The organism is Halopelagius fulvigenes (assembly GCF_055398025.1).
Window position 1 is genome coordinate 1465309 of the sequence record NZ_AP043846.1, and the last position, 16046, is coordinate 1481354.

General features: G+C 67.9%; 24 protein-coding genes. 15 read left to right on the forward strand and 9 right to left on the reverse strand.

Annotated elements, in window-relative coordinates; translation table 11 throughout:
• Positions 1-106 precede the first annotated feature (106 nt).
• Positions 107-1456 (forward strand): twin-arginine translocase subunit TatC, encoded by a 1350-nt coding sequence (tatC, locus tag ACZ522_RS12140; protein WP_379699137.1) that lies wholly within the window; start codon positions 107-109, stop codon positions 1454-1456.
• A 30-nt stretch (positions 1457-1486) separates the two neighbouring features.
• Here the strand turns inward: tatC and ACZ522_RS12145 are convergent, their stop codons facing one another.
• The gene (locus ACZ522_RS12145; RefSeq protein WP_379699135.1) at positions 1487-1963 is read right to left on the reverse strand and encodes an SRPBCC family protein; all 477 of its coding nucleotides are present in this window, start codon (positions 1961-1963) and stop codon (positions 1487-1489) included.
• A gap of 90 nt (positions 1964-2053) precedes the next feature.
• Positions 2054-3037, reverse strand: a complete 984-nt coding sequence (larE, locus tag ACZ522_RS12150) for an ATP-dependent sacrificial sulfur transferase LarE (RefSeq protein ID WP_379699134.1) — start codon at positions 3035-3037, stop codon at positions 2054-2056.
• 140 nt (positions 3038-3177) lie between these two features.
• Between larE and ACZ522_RS12155 the strand changes: the two genes are divergently transcribed.
• The 3 genes from ACZ522_RS12155 to ACZ522_RS12165 all read left to right on the forward strand — a co-directional run bounded on the left by ACZ522_RS12155 (position 3178) and on the right by ACZ522_RS12165 (position 6757).
• Positions 3178-5148, forward strand: a complete 1971-nt coding sequence (locus ACZ522_RS12155) for a MutS-related protein (RefSeq protein WP_379699133.1) — start codon at positions 3178-3180, stop codon at positions 5146-5148.
• A gap of 36 nt (positions 5149-5184) precedes the next feature.
• Positions 5185-5469 carry a hypothetical protein gene (locus tag ACZ522_RS12160; RefSeq protein WP_379699131.1) on the forward strand — a complete coding sequence of 95 codons (285 nt, stop codon included), beginning with the start codon at positions 5185-5187 and terminating at the stop codon, positions 5467-5469.
• A 163-nt stretch (positions 5470-5632) separates the two neighbouring features.
• Positions 5633-6757 (forward strand): ORC1-type DNA replication protein, encoded by a 1125-nt coding sequence (locus ACZ522_RS12165; protein WP_379699129.1) that lies wholly within the window; start codon positions 5633-5635, stop codon positions 6755-6757.
• 28 nt (positions 6758-6785) lie between these two features.
• Here ACZ522_RS12165 and ACZ522_RS12170 read toward each other — a convergent pair whose 3' ends face one another.
• Positions 6786-7505 (reverse strand): SDR family NAD(P)-dependent oxidoreductase, encoded by a 720-nt coding sequence (locus tag ACZ522_RS12170; RefSeq protein ID WP_379699127.1) that lies wholly within the window; start codon positions 7503-7505, stop codon positions 6786-6788.
• An 88-nt stretch (positions 7506-7593) separates the two neighbouring features.
• On the opposite strand from ACZ522_RS12170, the gene rpiA reads away from it, so the two are divergent.
• Positions 7594-8289 carry a ribose-5-phosphate isomerase RpiA gene (gene rpiA, locus ACZ522_RS12175; RefSeq protein WP_379699125.1) on the forward strand — a complete coding sequence of 232 codons (696 nt, stop codon included), beginning with the start codon at positions 7594-7596 and terminating at the stop codon, positions 8287-8289.
• A 95-nt stretch (positions 8290-8384) separates the two neighbouring features.
• Here rpiA and ACZ522_RS12180 read toward each other — a convergent pair whose 3' ends face one another.
• Positions 8385-8552, reverse strand: coding sequence for a DUF1931 family protein (locus ACZ522_RS12180; protein ID WP_006055446.1), 168 nt, complete (start codon positions 8550-8552; stop codon positions 8385-8387).
• Positions 8553-8747: 195 nt separating this feature from the next.
• On the opposite strand from ACZ522_RS12180, the gene larB reads away from it, so the two are divergent.
• From larB to ACZ522_RS12200, 4 genes are all read left to right on the forward strand, one after another.
• The gene (gene larB, locus ACZ522_RS12185; protein ID WP_379699122.1) at positions 8748-9539 is read left to right on the forward strand and encodes a nickel pincer cofactor biosynthesis protein LarB; all 792 of its coding nucleotides are present in this window, start codon (positions 8748-8750) and stop codon (positions 9537-9539) included.
• Between the two features lie 110 nt (positions 9540-9649).
• Positions 9650-9799 carry a DUF7563 family protein gene (locus ACZ522_RS12190; RefSeq protein WP_464391773.1) on the forward strand — a complete coding sequence of 50 codons (150 nt, stop codon included), beginning with the start codon at positions 9650-9652 and terminating at the stop codon, positions 9797-9799.
• Between the two features lie 100 nt (positions 9800-9899).
• Complete coding sequence (surE, locus tag ACZ522_RS12195; RefSeq protein WP_379699120.1) at positions 9900-10742, forward strand: 5'/3'-nucleotidase SurE; 843 nt, start codon at positions 9900-9902, stop codon at positions 10740-10742.
• A gap of 85 nt (positions 10743-10827) precedes the next feature.
• A complete protein-coding gene (locus tag ACZ522_RS12200; protein WP_379699118.1) occupies positions 10828-11040 on the forward strand; it encodes a heavy-metal-associated domain-containing protein in 213 nt (70 codons plus the stop codon).
• Here ACZ522_RS12200 and ACZ522_RS12205 read toward each other — a convergent pair.
• Positions 11037-11477 carry a DUF6069 family protein gene (locus ACZ522_RS12205; protein WP_379699117.1) on the reverse strand — a complete coding sequence of 147 codons (441 nt, stop codon included), beginning with the start codon at positions 11475-11477 and terminating at the stop codon, positions 11037-11039. The two genes, ACZ522_RS12200 and ACZ522_RS12205, sit on opposite strands and share 4 nt — an antisense overlap.
• Positions 11478-11632: 155 nt before the next feature.
• Here ACZ522_RS12205 and ACZ522_RS12210 point away from each other — a divergent pair, with 155 nt between their 5' ends.
• From ACZ522_RS12210 to ACZ522_RS12230, 5 genes are all read left to right on the forward strand, one after another.
• Positions 11633-12112 (forward strand): Lrp/AsnC family transcriptional regulator, encoded by a 480-nt coding sequence (locus tag ACZ522_RS12210; RefSeq protein ID WP_379699115.1) that lies wholly within the window; start codon positions 11633-11635, stop codon positions 12110-12112.
• A 109-nt stretch (positions 12113-12221) separates the two neighbouring features.
• Positions 12222-12479: a hypothetical protein gene (locus ACZ522_RS12215; RefSeq protein ID WP_379699113.1), complete on the forward strand. Its 258-nt coding sequence runs from the start codon at positions 12222-12224 to the stop codon at positions 12477-12479.
• 1 nt (position 12480) lies between these two features.
• Positions 12481-12648 carry a hypothetical protein gene (locus ACZ522_RS12220; RefSeq protein WP_379699111.1) on the forward strand — a complete coding sequence of 56 codons (168 nt, stop codon included), beginning with the start codon at positions 12481-12483 and terminating at the stop codon, positions 12646-12648.
• Complete coding sequence (locus ACZ522_RS12225) at positions 12635-12838, forward strand: zinc ribbon-containing protein (RefSeq protein ID WP_379699109.1); 204 nt, start codon at positions 12635-12637, stop codon at positions 12836-12838. Before ACZ522_RS12220 ends, ACZ522_RS12225 begins: the two co-directional genes overlap by 14 nt.
• An 82-nt stretch (positions 12839-12920) precedes the next feature.
• Positions 12921-13172 (forward strand): GIY-YIG nuclease family protein, encoded by a 252-nt coding sequence (locus ACZ522_RS12230; protein ID WP_379699107.1) that lies wholly within the window; start codon positions 12921-12923, stop codon positions 13170-13172.
• Between the two features lie 37 nt (positions 13173-13209).
• On the opposite strand, the gene ACZ522_RS12235 is transcribed toward ACZ522_RS12230, so the two are convergent.
• Together ACZ522_RS12235 and ACZ522_RS12240 are read right to left on the reverse strand one after the other, a co-directional pair.
• A complete protein-coding gene (locus ACZ522_RS12235; RefSeq protein WP_379699105.1) occupies positions 13210-13392 on the reverse strand; it encodes a hypothetical protein in 183 nt (60 codons plus the stop codon).
• A 57-nt stretch (positions 13393-13449) separates the two neighbouring features.
• A complete protein-coding gene (locus tag ACZ522_RS12240; RefSeq protein ID WP_379699103.1) occupies positions 13450-14007 on the reverse strand; it encodes an NADPH-dependent FMN reductase in 558 nt (185 codons plus the stop codon).
• Between the two features lie 107 nt (positions 14008-14114).
• Between ACZ522_RS12240 and ACZ522_RS12245 the strand changes: the two genes are divergently transcribed.
• Positions 14115-15488, forward strand: coding sequence for a phosphoglucomutase/phosphomannomutase family protein (locus tag ACZ522_RS12245; protein ID WP_379699101.1), 1374 nt, complete (start codon positions 14115-14117; stop codon positions 15486-15488).
• Here the strand turns inward: ACZ522_RS12245 and ACZ522_RS12250 are convergent.
• Both ACZ522_RS12250 and ACZ522_RS12255 read right to left on the reverse strand, forming a co-directional pair.
• Complete coding sequence (locus ACZ522_RS12250) at positions 15481-15861, reverse strand: GNAT family N-acetyltransferase (RefSeq protein ID WP_379699099.1); 381 nt, start codon at positions 15859-15861, stop codon at positions 15481-15483. The two genes, ACZ522_RS12245 and ACZ522_RS12250, sit on opposite strands and share 8 nt — an antisense overlap.
• Positions 15862-15931: 70 nt before the next feature.
• The gene (locus ACZ522_RS12255; RefSeq protein ID WP_379699937.1) at positions 15932-16021 is read right to left on the reverse strand and encodes an HVO_2523 family zinc finger protein; all 90 of its coding nucleotides are present in this window, start codon (positions 16019-16021) and stop codon (positions 15932-15934) included.
• Positions 16022-16046 lie beyond the last annotated feature (25 nt).

Below are 16046 nucleotides of genomic sequence, written 5' to 3' on the forward strand. Positions count from 1 at the left end.
CTCTCGCGGTTATCAATCTTTTTCACCGCGCTCGTCGGTTACCCACCGCGAAACCTCGGCGCGATGCGGAAAGGCCTATAAGAACCGGGTGGTGAATTCCAGGTGAATGGCCGACGAGTCGGAGACGGACGAGGGGAGCCCCCCCGACGAACTCGCGTCCGGGTCGGGGGCCGACCCCGCGAAGAGCGACGAGGAGGTCCCCGAGACGGACGCCACCGGGAGCGACGGCGACGTAGACGCCGATACCGATTCTGACACTCCCCCGGACGCCGACGTATCAGAGTCATCCGATTCGGAAAGCCCGGACGACGACTCGACGGGCGACGAGCCCACCAACCGGCTGGAGTACACGCCCGACGACGCGGACGACCCCGCGCCGGACGCGGACGGTCGCGACCCGAACGCTGACGCTCCTTCTCCGAACGCGGACGACTCGGACGACGACGACACCGACCCGTGGCCCGAGGCGGACTACACGCCCGACGAGATGGACGACCTCGCGCCGGACGCGGACGGCCGCGACCCGAACGCGGACGATCCCGTCGACCCAGAGGCTCCGGACGCGGACGGCGAGGCGGCCGTCGAAACGGGGACCGACGGCGGCGAAGTCCCCTCGGCGAACGCCCCGACTCGTCAACAGCGTTCCGAGACCGAGTACGCCGACGACGGCATCGTCGGCGAAGGCCCCGAGAGCGACGAGGAGATGCCGCTGGCGGACCACATCGAAGAGATGGTCCGCCGCCTCGCGGTGGTGTTCGCCGTCGGCAGCATCGTCACGCTGATTCTGTTCCCGGGCGGCGAACTCGTCAACTCCGCGTTCGGCTTCGACCTCACGAGCGCGACGGAGGTCATCAACTACCTGTGGAACCGCCACATCCCCGGCGCGCCGGAGATCGCGAAGCGCCGCCCCCGCGTGTACGGACCGCTCGAACTCGTGTTGACGGAACTGAAGGTGGCGGCCCTCGCGGGCCTCCTCGTCGGACTCCCCGTCTTCGTCTACGAGACGTACCTGTTCATGCGGCCCGGCCTGTACAAGCGGGAGCGACGCTACTACCTCGCGGCCGTCCCGACGAGTCTCGTCCTCGCCCTCGTCGGCATGGCGTTCGCGCACTTCGTCGTCCTCCCCGCCATCTTCGCGTACTTCACCTCCTACACCACCGGGACGGCCACCGTCGCGTTCGGCCTCAAGGAGACGTTCAACCTCATCCTCCTTCTGATGGGCTACATGGCCATCGTGTTCCAGATTCCGCTGTTCGTCATGCTCGCCATCATGATGAACCTCGTCACGCGGGACTGGCTGATTCAGCGGCGTCTGCTCTTCTGGGGCGCGTTCCTCGGCCTCTCGTTCCTCGTCAGTCCGGACCCGACGGGGATGGCACCCATCATCATCGCCGCGACGATGATCACGCTGTTCGAGGGAACGCTGTTCCTCCTGCGGTGGACGAGGATGGAGTGACCGTCGGTCCGCCGGCGGGCGGGGCGGGGGTTACGACGCGTTTCCGTCGGCCCACCCGCTGGCGATGTCCGGCGCGGGCGACTCCGCGCGCGCCTTTAACGCCTCGTTCATCTGCCGGAAGCCCGCCTCCGTGTTGTCGCCGACGGCTCTGAACAGAACCCCCGAGAGGACGCCGCGGAACGTCTCCGCGTGCGTGAGCGTCGTTCGCTCGCCGTCGGCGTCGGGTTCGAGGACGAAGCGGTGTTCGCCGTCGAACAGTCCGGGGACGCCGAGGTGACCGACCCACCGGAACTCGCGGCCGTACTCCGACGCCGTCACGGTCGGTCGGAACGCCGCGCCGCGCCCCTCCGGCGGGTAGAGTTCCACCGCGATGCGCGCGCCCTCGTTGGCCCGGCCCGTAATCCGCATGAACGGGTTCCACTCCGAGTAGCACTCGAAGTCGGTCAGCACCTCCCACACCCTGTCGGGCGCGGCGTCGATAGCTATCGTCGTAACGAGTTCTCGCATACGTCCCTATACGTCGTCCAAGAACGTGAACTAGCGCGTAAGTCGTGGTCTCACTCCGCCCGCGGCCGGGGTCTGGCTCCGTCTCTCGGACTACTCTCCCGTCGGGTAGTCCGCCGAGAACACGTCCTCGACCACCGGTTCGGAGTCGTCAGCGCTCTCCTCCTCGCCGTCGTCACCCTCGCTCGCGGGGCTGCCGTCGCTTCGCTCCGCTTGCGACGATGCCCCACTCGCTTCGCTCGCGGGGCTGACGCTCCCGGTGCGGTAGCCGTGCATGTCGAGGGTCACGTGGTCGAATCCGATGTCGGTCAGGTGTTCGCGGGCCGCCTCCACGAAGTCGATGTCCAACGCCGCCTCCAGTTCGTCGGGGGCGACTTCGATGCGGGCGAGGCCGTCGTGGTCGCGGACGCGGAACTGCGAGAACCCCCACGTCCGCAGGACGCGTTCGGCCTTCTCGACGCGCGTGAGTCGCTCTTCGGTCACTTCCAGTCCCGTGGGGATGCGCGAGGAGAGACAGGCCATCGAGGGTTTGTCGGCGACGGAGAGGCCGTACTCGTCGGCTATCGCTCGTACCTCGTCTTTGGTGATGCCGTGGGCCAAAAGCGGGGAGAACACTTCCAACTCCTCGACGGCGCGGAGGCCAGGTCGGTGCCCCTCGCCGGGGTCCGAGGCGTTCGTCCCGTCGCAGACGGTGTCGATGTCGAGTTCGCGCGCCGTCTCGTACATCCGGCCGAGACGCATCGTCCGGCAGTGGTAACACCGGTCGCCGTCGTTCGCCACGAAGTCGGGATTCTCCAACTCGGAGAACTCGACGACTTCGTGTCTGATTCCAATTTCGTCGGCGACGCGGCGCGCCTCGTCGAGTTCCGAGGACGGCAGCGTCTCGGACCGCGCCGTACAGGCCACCGCTCGGTCGCCGAGGGCGTCGTGCGCGAGGGCGGCGACGACGGCGGAGTCCACGCCGCCGGAGAAGGCGACGACGACGCCGTCGCGTTCTCCGAGGGCCGTCCGGACCGCCTCGGCCTTCTCCTCGACCGAAGCGTCCGCACCGCCCGTCGAGTCCACGTCGGGTTGCATGGCATGCACTTCCGCGCGAAGCGCCAAAAGCGCGTTGTCCTCGGCGTCCCCCGCGGAGGCCCGCCGAGAGAATCTCGGCGACACGGCCCGACCGGGCGACCCGTAACGTTTTGTCGGGTGGAGCGATACTCCACGGCGAGATGGACCTCGAAACCGTTCCGGGCGTCGGCGAGAAGACGGCGGCCGCGCTCTCGGAACTCGACGACCCCGCTCGGGCCCTCGAAGCGGGCGACGTCGCCGAACTCGCCCGCGCCCCGGGCATCACCGAGGGGCGCGCGGCGGCCATCGCGCGGGCCGCCATCCGCCGCCGTCACGGCGACGACGGCGACTTTCTCGCCACCGACCGCGCCCGGGAGGTGTACCGCGACGTGCTCTCGCTTCTCCGCGACCGAACGGTCACCGCCTACGCCGGCAAGCGCGTCGAGACGCTCTTTCCCACGTCGTCGGCCTCGCGCATCGAGGAGGTCCGCGAGTTCGCCGAAGAGGCGGTCGAACGCGACCCCGACCCCGAGGTGCTGGACGCCCTCTCCGGCGTCGAACCCCTCGAACCCGCTTCGGGCGTCCGCGTCCGAGAGCGCTGTCTCGCCACCCTCGACGCCGAACGCTACGCGGCGGCGAAGGACGCCTTCCCGGAACTCTCCGTGGAGGTGGTCGAGGACGCCCGCGACTTGGCGGAACTCGCCCGGTCGTACTCCACCGTCGTCGCCTTGGACGAGACGTTCGCGGGCGTGGACGTGGAGGGCGACGTTCGGGTGCGCCCCGACGCCGCGGAGAACCCCGACGAGATAGTCCCCGAACGGGTGCTGGCGTTCTTCGCGCAGAACCGCGAACGCGTGCAGGCGGCCGCGGACGTCCACGAGGCATCGGACCTCAACGCGCCCTGCGACGTCGAGAGACTGCGGGACGCACTGAACCGACTGGACGAGGACGGCACCGTCGTCGGCGACGAGGAACTCGACCGCCTCGCGGCGGCGGTGGACGACCTCGATACGGCCGTCTCGGCCGCCGAGTCGGTCGCCAACGACCGCCTCCGCGACGCCATCCGCGAACGCGACGTGACCATCGAGGGGACGGACTTCCTCTCGCTTGTCGAACAGGGCGCGCGCGTCGATTCGCTCCTCTCTCGGGAGTTAGAAGACGAGTACGACGCGGCCATCGAAGCGGCGAGGGACCACCTCGTGGAGACGCTGAACCTCAGACCCGAGGAGGCGGACGTGGCCGTCCGCGCGTTCTCCGACGACGCCTCCTTCCCCGTCGAACGGAACGAGGAGATGGTCTCCCGCCTCCGGACGGAACTGAAGGCGGGCCGCGACAGGCGCGCGGCGCGACTCAAGCGCGAACTCGCCGAGGACCTCGCCTCCCTCCGCGACCCCGCCGAGGAGATGGTCGATGCGGCCCTCGAACTCGACGTGGAACTCGCCGTCTCGCGGTTCGCCCGCGACTTCGACTGCGTCGTCCCGGCGTTCGACGGCGAGGGGTTCGAGGTGGCGGGCGGCCGGTCGCCCCTCCTCGACGTCGGGTTCGACGACGTGGAACCCGTCGATTACGGCGTCTCCGGCGTCACCCTCCTCTCCGGCGTCAACTCCGGCGGGAAGACGTCCACGCTCGATTTGGTCGCCGTCGTCGTCGTGTTGGCGCACATGGGACTCCCCGTCCCGGCGGAACGCGCCGAACTCGAACGCTTCTCCGAGTTACACTACTACGCGAAGACGCAGGGCACCCTCGACGCGGGCGCGTTCGAGAGTACGCTCCGCGACTTCCGCGAACTCGCCGACGGCGACGCCAGCCGCCTCGTCCTGGTGGACGAACTGGAGAGCATCACCGAACCCGGCGCGTCGGCGAAGATTATCGCGGGCATCCTCGAAGCGTTGGACGAACAGGACGCGACGGCGGTGTTCGTCTCCCACCTCGCCGGGGAGATACGCGAGGCGGCGTCGTTCGAGGTGGCCGTCGACGGCATCCAAGCGGTCGGCCTGAAGGACGGCGAACTACAGGTGAACCGCTCCCCCGTGAAGGACCACCTCGCGCGTTCGACGCCGGAACTCATCGTCGAGAAACTCGCCGGCGAGGACGGGTCGGGCTTCTACGACCGCCTCTTAGAGAAGTTCTGACCGGGATTTATGTCGGTGAGTTCCGTTCCGCCGGATATGGTCCCCGACTCCTCCACCTCCGACGCGGACCCGTCCGGCGCGGACGAGACGTACGACGCCGTCCACCGCGCGACGAGAGACGCCGTCTGGTACGTCGTCGGCACGGCGACGCTGATGCTGTTTCACCTCGCACTCGCGGCTCTCTGCCTCTCCCTCGCCTATGCCGGAATCGGCCCCTTCCTCGCCGGTTCCGCACCGGCGACGGCGGCCGCATTCGGCGGCGTCGCCCTCTCCGTCGGCCTGTTCTCCGCCTATCGCGTCTACACGCTTGCGACCGAGTGACGCACCGCCGGCCGTTCGAGGCCGTCCGCGGACCGCCGCCGCCCGAACACGTTAGTTAACGCGAACCTACGATACCGGGCGTCTCAGAGTCCCTTCGTTTTACTTTCACTTTCGCTCCGCCGCTGGGGAACCGTTAAGTAGACTGCTATTCGTGATTGAAGCGATGAGGGACGACCCCGAGGAGGGGATGCTGTCGTGGGACGAGACGGTGTTCCGCGACGAACACGTCTTCGAGATAGATTACGTCCCGGAGACGTTCAACCACCGCGAGACGCAACTGCAGAGTCTGAAGTACGCGCTTCGCCCCGCGGTTCGCGGTTCCCGCCCCCTCAACACCACGGTTCGGGGTCCTCCCGGTACCGGAAAAACCACCGCAGTGCAGAAGTTGTTCGGCGAACTCGGCGCGCAGTCGGGCGTTCGCACCGTCAGGGTGAACTGCCAAGTCGATTCGACGCGCTACGCGGTGTTCTCCCGCATCTTCGAGCACATCTTCGAGTACGAACCGCCGTCGTCGGGCATCTCGTTCAAGAAACTGTTCGGCCAGATAACCGACAGGCTCGTCGAGGACGAGGAGGTGTTGGCCGTCGCCTTGGACGACGTGAACTACCTGTTCTACGAGAACGAGGCGTCCGACACGCTCTACTCCTTGCTCCGCGCCCACGAGACGCACACGGGCGCGAGAATCGGCGTCATCATCGTCTCCTCGGACCTCTCTCTCGACGTCATCGACGAACTCGACGGGCGCGTCCAGAGCGTCTTCCGCCCCGAGGAGGTGTACTTCCCCGTCTACGACGTCGACGAGATCGTGGACATCCTCCGCGGACGCGCCCGCCGCGGGTTCCACGAGAACGTCATCGGGGACCCGGAACTCGACCGGGTGGCGGAGCTCACCGCCGAGAACGGCGACCTGCGCGTCGGCATCGACTTGCTCCGCCGCGCGGGACTCCACGCGGAGATGCGCGCGAGTCGGACCGTCGAACTCGAAGACGTGGAGGCGGCCTACGACAAATCGAAGTACGTCCACCTCTCGCGGTGTCTCCGCGGCCTCTCCGAGACCGAACGCGCCCTCGTGCGGGTCATCGCGGAGTACGACGGCGAACAGGCCGGCACCGTCTACGACGCCTTCCGCGAGGAGACGGACCTCGGCTACACGCGGTACTCCGAGATAACGAACAAGCTCGACCAACTCGGCGTCATCGAGACCGAGTACGCCGACATCGAGGGCCGGGGGCGCTCCCGGTCGCTCTCGTTGGCGTACGACCCCGAGGCCGTGTTGGACCGCCTCTGAACCCGCCGGAGTCGGCGGCGGACCCTTCTCAGAACTCCTCGGCGTTCGGACGCAGGTCTAGTTCCAGCGTCCACGCGCTTCTGTCCTGCCGAACGAGGTACCAGTACGCATCGGCGATCGCGTCGGGGTCAAGCGATTCCACCTCGCCGGTCCGGTCTCCGTCCTCGTCTCCGTCGGCGTCGGACGGGCGGATGCCGCCGTCCACGACGACGTGGGCGACGTGGATGCCCTCGGGTCCGAGCTCACGCGCCATCGACTCCGCCATACCGCGCGCGGCGAACTTCGCCGCCGAGAAGCCGACCGCCCCCTCCCGCCCGCGGACGGCGGACGTGGCACCGGTGAAGACGACGGTTCCGCCCCCGGTTTCGAGCATGTCGTCTACGGCCTCCTGCGCGCAGACGAACGCGCCGCGGACGCCGGTGGCCAACGCGTCGTCTAACTCCGCCGCCGAGAGTTCGCGGACGCCCTTCCACGCCGACGAACTGGCGTTGTTGACGAGGATATCGACGGGGCCGAGCTCCGACCGGACGCGTTCGAAGGCGTCTCTCACGTCCTCGGGGTCCGTGAGGTCCGTCGGCACCGCGAGTCCCTTGCCCGGTCCGTCGTCCAGTTCCTTGGCGAGCGATTCGACGAACGACTCCGACCGGGCGAACAGGGCGACCGAACACCCCTCGTCGGCGAACCGACGCGCGACGGACGCTCCGAGTCCGGGGCCGACGCCCGCGACGACCGCGACAGAATCTGTCATACTCCCGACGACGGACTCCGGGAGTAAAGGCATGACCGCGGGCGACGGCGTTCGAAGGCTTTTCGCCGCGCCTCTCCGACGCACGGGTATGAAGACGACGGGCGGTACGGACGACCAGAAGCGCCGCGCAGGCGAACGCGCGGCGGACCTCGTGACGGACGGCGCGACGGTCGGACTCGGCACCGGGAGCACGGCGGCGTTCGCCGTGCGCGCCATCGCCCGCGCCGTCGAGGAAGACGGACTCGACGTCCGCGGCGTCCCCACCTCCTTCGCGACGCGCGAACTCGCCCGCGAGGAGGGGATTCCCCTCGCCTCCTTGGACGAGGTGGAGACCGTAGACGTCGCCATCGACGGCGCGGACCAGGTGGACGACGCACTGAACGCCATCAAGGGCGGCGGCGCGGCGCACGCGCGGGAGAAGATAGTCGACGCCGCCGCGGAGCGATTCGTCGTCGTCGCCGACCCCTCGAAGACGGCGGCGACGCTGGACCGCGCGGTGCCGGTGGAGGTGTTGCCCGACGCGCGGACGACGGTCGCCGCGCGCCTGCGAGAACTCGGCGGCGACCCGACGCTCAGGAGCGCCGAACGGAAGGACGGGCCGGTCGTCACCGACAACGGGAACCTCGTCCTCGACTGCGAGTTCGGCGCTATCGACGACCCCGCCTCCCTCGCCGCGGACCTCTCTGCGACTCCGGGGTGCGTCGAACACGGCCTGTTCGTCGGGATGGCCGACGAGGTGTACGTCGGAACGGACGACGGCGTCGAGGTCAGGACGCGGGGCTGACGCTCCCCTCCGTCGCGTTCGCCGTCGTAGCGCCCCGCACACGCGAGGCTATCTGACGTATCGCCTCGAAAAAATCGAAGCCGGATTGAACCGGTTTACAGGTCGCGGGGCTGGACCGTCTTCCGGTCGTTCTCTTCCGCACGGCGGGCGGCATCTTCGAGCAGTTCCTTGACTTCCTCATCGAGCGCGTCGTAGAAGTCCGAAGCGACGTTCTTGTCGTTGAGCGCTTCCTTGACGGCTGCCTTGACAATAAGGTCTGCCATACAACCCACCTTTCAGAGTCCTACTTAATAAGATTTCGCAAATCTGCCTCCTCTACGTCCCTACCGGTAGGTTATGGCCTTTCAGAGGGAACGGATTTATATAGGGGGAGCAGTGATAGGGAAGGTTCGACCGTCGGCGGACCCTCACCGACCGGAAACGACACGTACGAGGAGGAGTAATCCGAACGGCGCACCATGCGAGAGATTCTGGAGGCGGTCGCCGCGGGGGACCTTTCCCCGGCGGCCGCCGAGGCCCGACTGGCGGGGTACGCGACGACGGACGCCGGGCGGTTCGACGCCGCCCGCGAGACGCGCCGAGGCGTCCCGGAGGCCATTCTCGCGGACGTGAAGACGCCCGCAGAGACGGCGACGCTGGCCGCCGCGGCCGTCGAATCGACGGGTCGCGCGATACTCACCCGCGCTTCGCAGGCCCACGTGGACGCCGTCGCCGAGGAACTGGGCGACGCGGCGGAACTCGACCGGGAGGAACGGGCGCGAACGCTCGTCGCGCGCGCGCCGGACTTCGAACCGCCGAGTCTCGACGCCGCCGTCGGTATCGTCACCGGCGGCACCTCCGACGCCGAGGCCGCGGGAGAGGCGGCCGTCATCGCGCGCGAGATGGGCGCTTCCGTCTTCCGCGTCGAGGACGTGGGCGTCGCCCACCTCGGGCGCGTCCTCGACCACCTCGACGAACTGCGGGCCGCCGACGTCCTCGTCGTCGCCGCCGGGCGCGAGGGCGCACTTCCGACCGTCGTCGCCGGACTGGTCGATACGCCGGTCATCGGCCTGCCCGTCTCGACGGGGTACGGCCACGGCGGCGACGGCGAGGCGGCCCTCTCGGGGATGCTCCAGTCCTGTACCGTCATCTCCGTCGTCAACGTGGACGCCGGGTTCGTCGCCGGGGCGCAGGCCGGACTCGTCGCCCGCGCGGTGTCGCAGGCGAGGGCGGACGCCGAGGACGCCGGTCGGTCGGACGACGCGAACTGACGCGCCGCCGCGAACGGAGTTGTGTGGTACCGTCGCACGTGCGCGAAGCGGTCTTACGCGCGGGACACCTACGGTGAGTACCGGCACTGTGGTGGCTGCCGGACCCAACTATGTCAACCTGCGACCATTGCGGGTCGCACGTCTCCGAGCACTTCGTGCGCGTGTTCGCCGACGAACAAGGGCGAGTCCTCGCCTGTCCAAACTGTTCGGCGAACGCGGGCATCGCTGAAGTCGCGCGGCGACGTACCCGCACCGCATAACCGTTGAAGCGGACGGAAGACCACCACGCGAAGCCGACCCCCCTTTTCCCGCGGCGAATCAGAAGCCATAGGTTCGACTCCGACGAGGCTCAGGTACCCGATGAGCGACGGTCTCTCCATCCTCCTGACCAACGACGACGGCATCGACGCGCCCGGCATCGCGGCCCTCCGCGAGGAACTCACCGCCCTCGGCGAGGTGACCGTCGTCGCGCCCGACGGCAACCGAAGCGGCCTCGGCCGGACGCGGAACGACACCGCCGTCGTCCGCGACCACCCGTGGGGGTACGCCTTCGGCGGCACGCCCGCCGACTGCGCGGCGTACGGCCTCCGCGGACTCGACGCCTCCTTCGACGTGGTCGTCGCGGGCGTCAACGACGGCCCGAACGCCGGCAACTACGTCGTCGGACGCTCCGCCACCGTCGGCGCGGGGTTGGAAGCGGCGTTCCTCGACACGCCCGCCCTCGCCGTCTCGGCGTACCACTCGAAGGACTTCTTCCTCTCGCCGCCCGAGGAGTACGACTTCTCCCGGCCCGCCCGCGCCGCCCGCGGACTGGTCGAACGTGCCCTCGACGCGGGCGTCTACGACGAAGTGGACCTCCTAAACGTCAACGCGCCGGTGGACGCGGCGAACCCGCCGGTCGTCCTCACCCGACCGCACCACGACTACGGCCAACACGTCGAACCCGTCGCGGAACCCGGCGACGAGTACGACCTGGCGGACGACGAACGCCTCGTCCGCCTCCACGACCGGACGTGGCCCGGCGCGGTGGGGTGGGAGAACCCCTTCCCGCCGACGGAGGAACACCGCCGCCTCTACCCGGTCGGCACCGACCGCCGCGCCCTCGTGGACGCGCAGGTGAGCGTCTCACCGCTCTCGGTGAACCACGGCGTGCCGGACAGCGACGCCCTCGCGGACGTGGTGGAGACGTTCGAAGTCGAGTAGTTCGACCGCTCTGCCCGCGAAACCCTTCCAAGGCTTATCCTTGCAGGCCGTGTGCTCATTCTCCCGCCTCGAATACCGTACTCCCATGGCCGAAAATCACGCGCAGTTCTCCATCAGGACGGTCAAGTCCGAAGAGGAAGTCGAGGAGATAGAGAGCGAACTGGAGAACGCCAACGGCGTCATGGAGGCGGACATCGACGCCGAGAGCGGTGCGGCGGACGTCCGATTCGACCTCGAACTGATAGGCGAGGCGCAGATAAAAGGTGCCGTCCAAGATATGGGGTACGAAGTCTCTTAGACTCTAATCGCCCCGGTCACGAACGCGACGAGGGGGACGGCGACGACGACGTGGGAGACGACGAGGACGGCCTGTCCGACGGCGGTGACGCCCAGCGTCGGCGCGAAGACGATGACGGGGACGAGCATCACCGCGAAGACGACGGCGGCCGCCGCGACGAACTTTCGGACCGGTCGGTCGGTCAGTCGGACCAACGCGGCGTAGACGACGGCCGCCCCGACGCCGGCGACGGTGGCCGCGGCGATTCCCGGTCCGAGGGCGAACGGGTCGTTGGCCCCCGTCGCGCCAAGGTTCGCGCCGGAGAGGGCGACGACGGTACGGACGAGGAGTAGCGCGACGACTGCGACGAGGACGCCCGCCGTCGTCCGGCGGACGAGTTCACCCGCGCCGGTTGGTACGGCGTACCGGGTGCTCGGAGGCGTAGTGGTAGTTACCATAGGTATTCCGACGCTCGCTGAGGTATTAAAGCGATAAGCCCGAGTTCGTCGTCGAGGGCGAATTCGCTCCGGAGAGAGTTCACGGCCGCCGCTCGTCCGGCCCGCCCGAAACGTCAGTCCAAAGAATCATTGTGTCCGATACTGCTACGTCATCCATGAGTGCCGAGGGACTCGACGAGATAGACTTGGGCATCCTCCACCTCCTTCAGGAAGACGCTCGGAACCACACGCCCGTCGATATGGCCAAACAGCTCCCGGTGTCCGACCAGACGATCCGGAACCGAATCGAGAAGATGGAACGTATGGGCGTCCTCGAAGGGTACGTCCCCCTTATCAACTATCAGAACGCCGGGTTCCCCATTCGGCTCGAATTCTGCTGCACCGCGCCGGTCAAACGCCGCGAGGAGCTCGCTCAGGAGGCGCTGAAAATCGACCACGTCGTCCGCGTCGAGGAGATGTTGAGCGCGCAGGAGAACGTCAGGGTCCTTGCCGTCTCCAACGACTCGGACGAGATCAACGACATCGCCACCCAGATAGACGCCTTGGGGTTGACTATCGTCAGCGAACGCCTCCGACGGCGCACGTACCTCCAACCGTTCAACCACTTCGGGAAGGGAATCGTCGACGACCGCTAGATATTTTCCCAGGTACAATTTTTGAAATGTAAATGAACACTGGGGATATATACTCCAATAACTAGAGTTGGAGAAAATACTTTGGTAGTAGCAAACTGACTCGTAGCCGATGGGATTGTCTAGCGCGAAGTTGGCGACTTCCGAAACGGAGGAATCGACGGCGGAGGTTCCCTCGGCGGTTTCGGAAGCGGATGACGTCGGATGCGACAGTCTCCCACCGCAGGAGGCGACAGACGGCGACGCACTTCGACCACTCGGAGGCGACGCGGAGCGACCCGTTCGTGCCGCGTTCGTCGCCCGAAACCGGAAGACTACCCGTCGGACGGACGAGGGGGGAACCGTCCCCGAACCGCCGGGTGAGGAGTAACATGTACCGATGTGCGTGCCGCGACTGCACGGAGGAGGTTATCTTCGAAGACTACGACGACGCGCAGGCGTTCTTCACCCGCCACGCGTCGCGGAGCCACGAGGTGGAACTACTCAACCTCTCCGCGAGGACCGGAGAGCCCCCCTTAGGGTCGGTTGACGAGGTATGAGCGGAGCCTCCTCCCCTCGTCGAACCGACGCCGAGCAGACGCCGCCGAACCCGTCCGGCCGATGCCGGTGAACGTCGTCTGCGACTCCTGCGGCGTCACCCTCCTCGGCATCCGGTCGATGGAGCCGAAACCCATCGGGAACGACGCGTGCCCGAAGTGCGGCGGCACGGAGTTCTCGTACGGCGACTAAGCCTCCGACGCGCGGACCAGACGACCGAGCCGAACCCGTCGGACCGAGCGAACTTTCACCGTCCGGCGCGGACCGTCTCGCCGTGTCGGAACACTACGTCTACGTCCTCCGGTGCGCCGACGGGTCGTTGTACACGGGCTACACGACCGACGTCGAACGCCGCGTCGCCGAACACGACGCGGGCGAGGGCGCGAAGTACACCCGCGGCCGGACGCCGGTCGAACTCGTCCACGTCGAATCGTTCGACTCGAAGTCCGAGGCGATGTCCCGGGAGTACGAGGTCAAGCAGTTCTCGCGGCGACGAAAGGAACGACTGGTCGGATTAGACGGCTAGGAAAACGACCGGGGGAAGGGCTACGGTACGACCGATTCTACGCGGCGAAACCGCCGACGATGCCGCCGATGGCACCGCCGAGTTCACCGTTCAGGAACTGCCGGACGGTGACGTGAACCTTCGTCACGTGGTCGGGCGTCCGGTCGGGGAGGTCGGTGGTGGGGCCGCGCGTCCGGTCCGCGTTCGCGTCGGCGTCTGCGGTAGATTCCGCGTCGGTCACCGCCTTCTTCTGACTCCGCGGTTCGACCGGCGGCGGTCCGCACCCCCTGCGAGGCGGTCAGTCCGACTCCGCGAGGACGGGCGGTTCGCAGTCGAGTTTGGCCGCGTGTTCGACGACGGACTCGCCGAGGGAGACGAGTCGCTCTTCGATGTCCTCGTCGACGAGTTCGCCGCCCTGGAACTTCTCGTACCCCTTCCTGATTCCGACCTGCTGGGGGACGACGTACCCGTGGACGCCTCGGACGGTACTTCGCATGTGTTCGAGCGTCGCGCCGTAGGACCCGCCGCCCGCGACGGCGACTAACCCGACGGCGGTGTCCTCGTAGTCGTCGAAACTGCAGTAGTCGTGGAAGTTGCGGAACGTCGAGGAGTACGACCCGTGGTACACCGGAGAGCCGAGGATCACGCCGTCGGCGTCGCGGACCTTTCGGGTCAAGCGGGCGGACTCCCCCTGTTCGTCCTCGTCGGGGTGATAGAGGGGTAAATCCGCCGCGCCGAGGTCTATCATCTCGGTCTCCGCGCCCGCCGCGCGGGCGGCGTCGAGGACGACGCGGAGGGCTTTCAGGGTGTGACTGCCGTCGCGCCTGCTTCCGCAGACGGCGATAACCTTCGTCATCGCTAGCGAACTAGGCCCATCGGCTGAAAAGCCCGTCGGCACTCCGTAGGGCGCGTCTACCCGTCGCCGCGCCGTACCTTTTTGACGGACGCCGAAGACGTTCACGTATGGACGAGATATCTTTCGGAACCGACGGGTGGCGCGCCACCCTCGACACGTTCACCGACGACCGTCTCCGCATCGTCGGACAGGCCGTCGCCGACTACCTCTCCGAGGAGGGGTACGACGCGCCGGTGTTCGTCGGGTACGACGCCCGCGAGTCCTCACCCGGGTTCGCCGAATCGCTGGCGGAGGTCCTCGCCGGGAACGGCTTCGACGTTCTGCTCCCGGACCGCGACCGACCGACGCCCCTCGTCGCCTACGCCATCGTTGACCGCGACCTCTCGGGCGCGATGATGGTCACGGCGTCGCACAACCCCGCGGAGTACAACGGCGTGAAGTTCATCCCCGCCGACGGCGCGCCCGCCCTCCCGGAGGTGACGGAGGCCATCGTCGAACGCCTCGCGGAACCTGACCTCCTCCCGGAGGCGGAACGCGGGACGATAGAGGAGGTGGACATCGTCACGCCGCACGCGGAACACGCGCGCGAACTCGTGGACGCCGACCTCTCGGGTCTCACCGTCGTCTACGACGCCATGCACGGATCGGGCCGCGGCGTCACGGACGCCCTCCTCGAATCGGCGGGCGCGGAGGTCATCAGCATCCGCGACGAACAGGACCCCGACTTCGGCGGAAGCCCGCCGGAACCGAGCGCCGAGAACCTCGAACGGTTGGTCGAAACCGTCCGCGAGGAGGACGCCGACTTGGGCGTCGCGAACGACGGCGACTCCGACCGCGTGGCGTTCGTCACCCCCGAACGCGGCCACTTGGACGAGAACCTCTTCTTCGCCGCGGCCTACGACTACCTCCTCGAATCGGATAGCGGCCCCGCCATCCGCACCGTCTCGACGACGTTCCTCATCGACCGCATCGCGGAGGCGCACGGCGAAGAGGTGTTCGAGACGCCGGTCGGATTCAAGTGGGTCGCCGACGCGATGAAGGAGCACGACGCCCTGATGGGCGGCGAGGAATCGGGCGGGTTCTCCGTCCGCGGGCACGTCCGCGAGAAGGACGGCGTCCTCATGGGACTCCTCGGCGCGGCGGCGACGGCGGCCGAACCGATGGACGAACGCGTGGACCGCCTCCTCGACGAACACGGCGACATCGTCGCCGACAAGATAGGCTTAGAGTGCCCGGACTCCGAGAAGGAACGGGTCATCGAGGACTTAGACGACGAACTCCCCGAACAGGTCGCCGGCCGCGACATCGCCAAAGTCGTCACGCTCGACGGCTTCAAGCTCCTCCTCGAGGACGGGTCGTGGCTTCTGGTCCGCCCCTCGGGGACGGAACCGATGATGCGCGTCTACGCCGAGGCGTCGAGTCGGGAGGACGTCGATACCTTGCTCGAGGCGGGCCGCGAACTGGTCGAACCGCTCATCTGAGGACGCCCCGGAAGCGCCCCTCGTTCTCCGTCTCCCGTATCTCGAATCCGAGCGACTCGTAGAACGGCCGCACTCGGTCGCCGAACTCGGCGGTCACCGTCCCGTCGACCCGCGCGTCGGCCGCCGCCACGAGTTCGCTCCCGACGCCCCGGCCGCGACGCTGCCGACGGACGGCAATTTGCGCTATCTCCGTCCCGTTGAGGACGCAGACGCCGACGAGACGGCCGTCGTCCCCGCTCTCCGCGACCAGCACCGACCCGGACTCGATTCGGCGGCGGACCGTCTCGGCGTCTGCTTCGAGCATCGCGCCGTCGAGGAGGAACATCGCGTCCGCCTCGTCGTTGGGCGTCGCCTCCCGCACCGCGAGGTTCATCGACCGACGTTCGCCCCCGCGTCGGGTTAAATCCCCTCGCGCGTTCCCGGCGTGGGTGACGATGAAGTAGTCAGTAGAAGGTGTCCGAACAGTCGTAGGCCACGCCGTGCTGGGGACGGACGTACTTGCAGTGGCGGTGGTACATCGGCTCCTCGCACATCGGACAGGTCGGCCGCCCCGTCGCT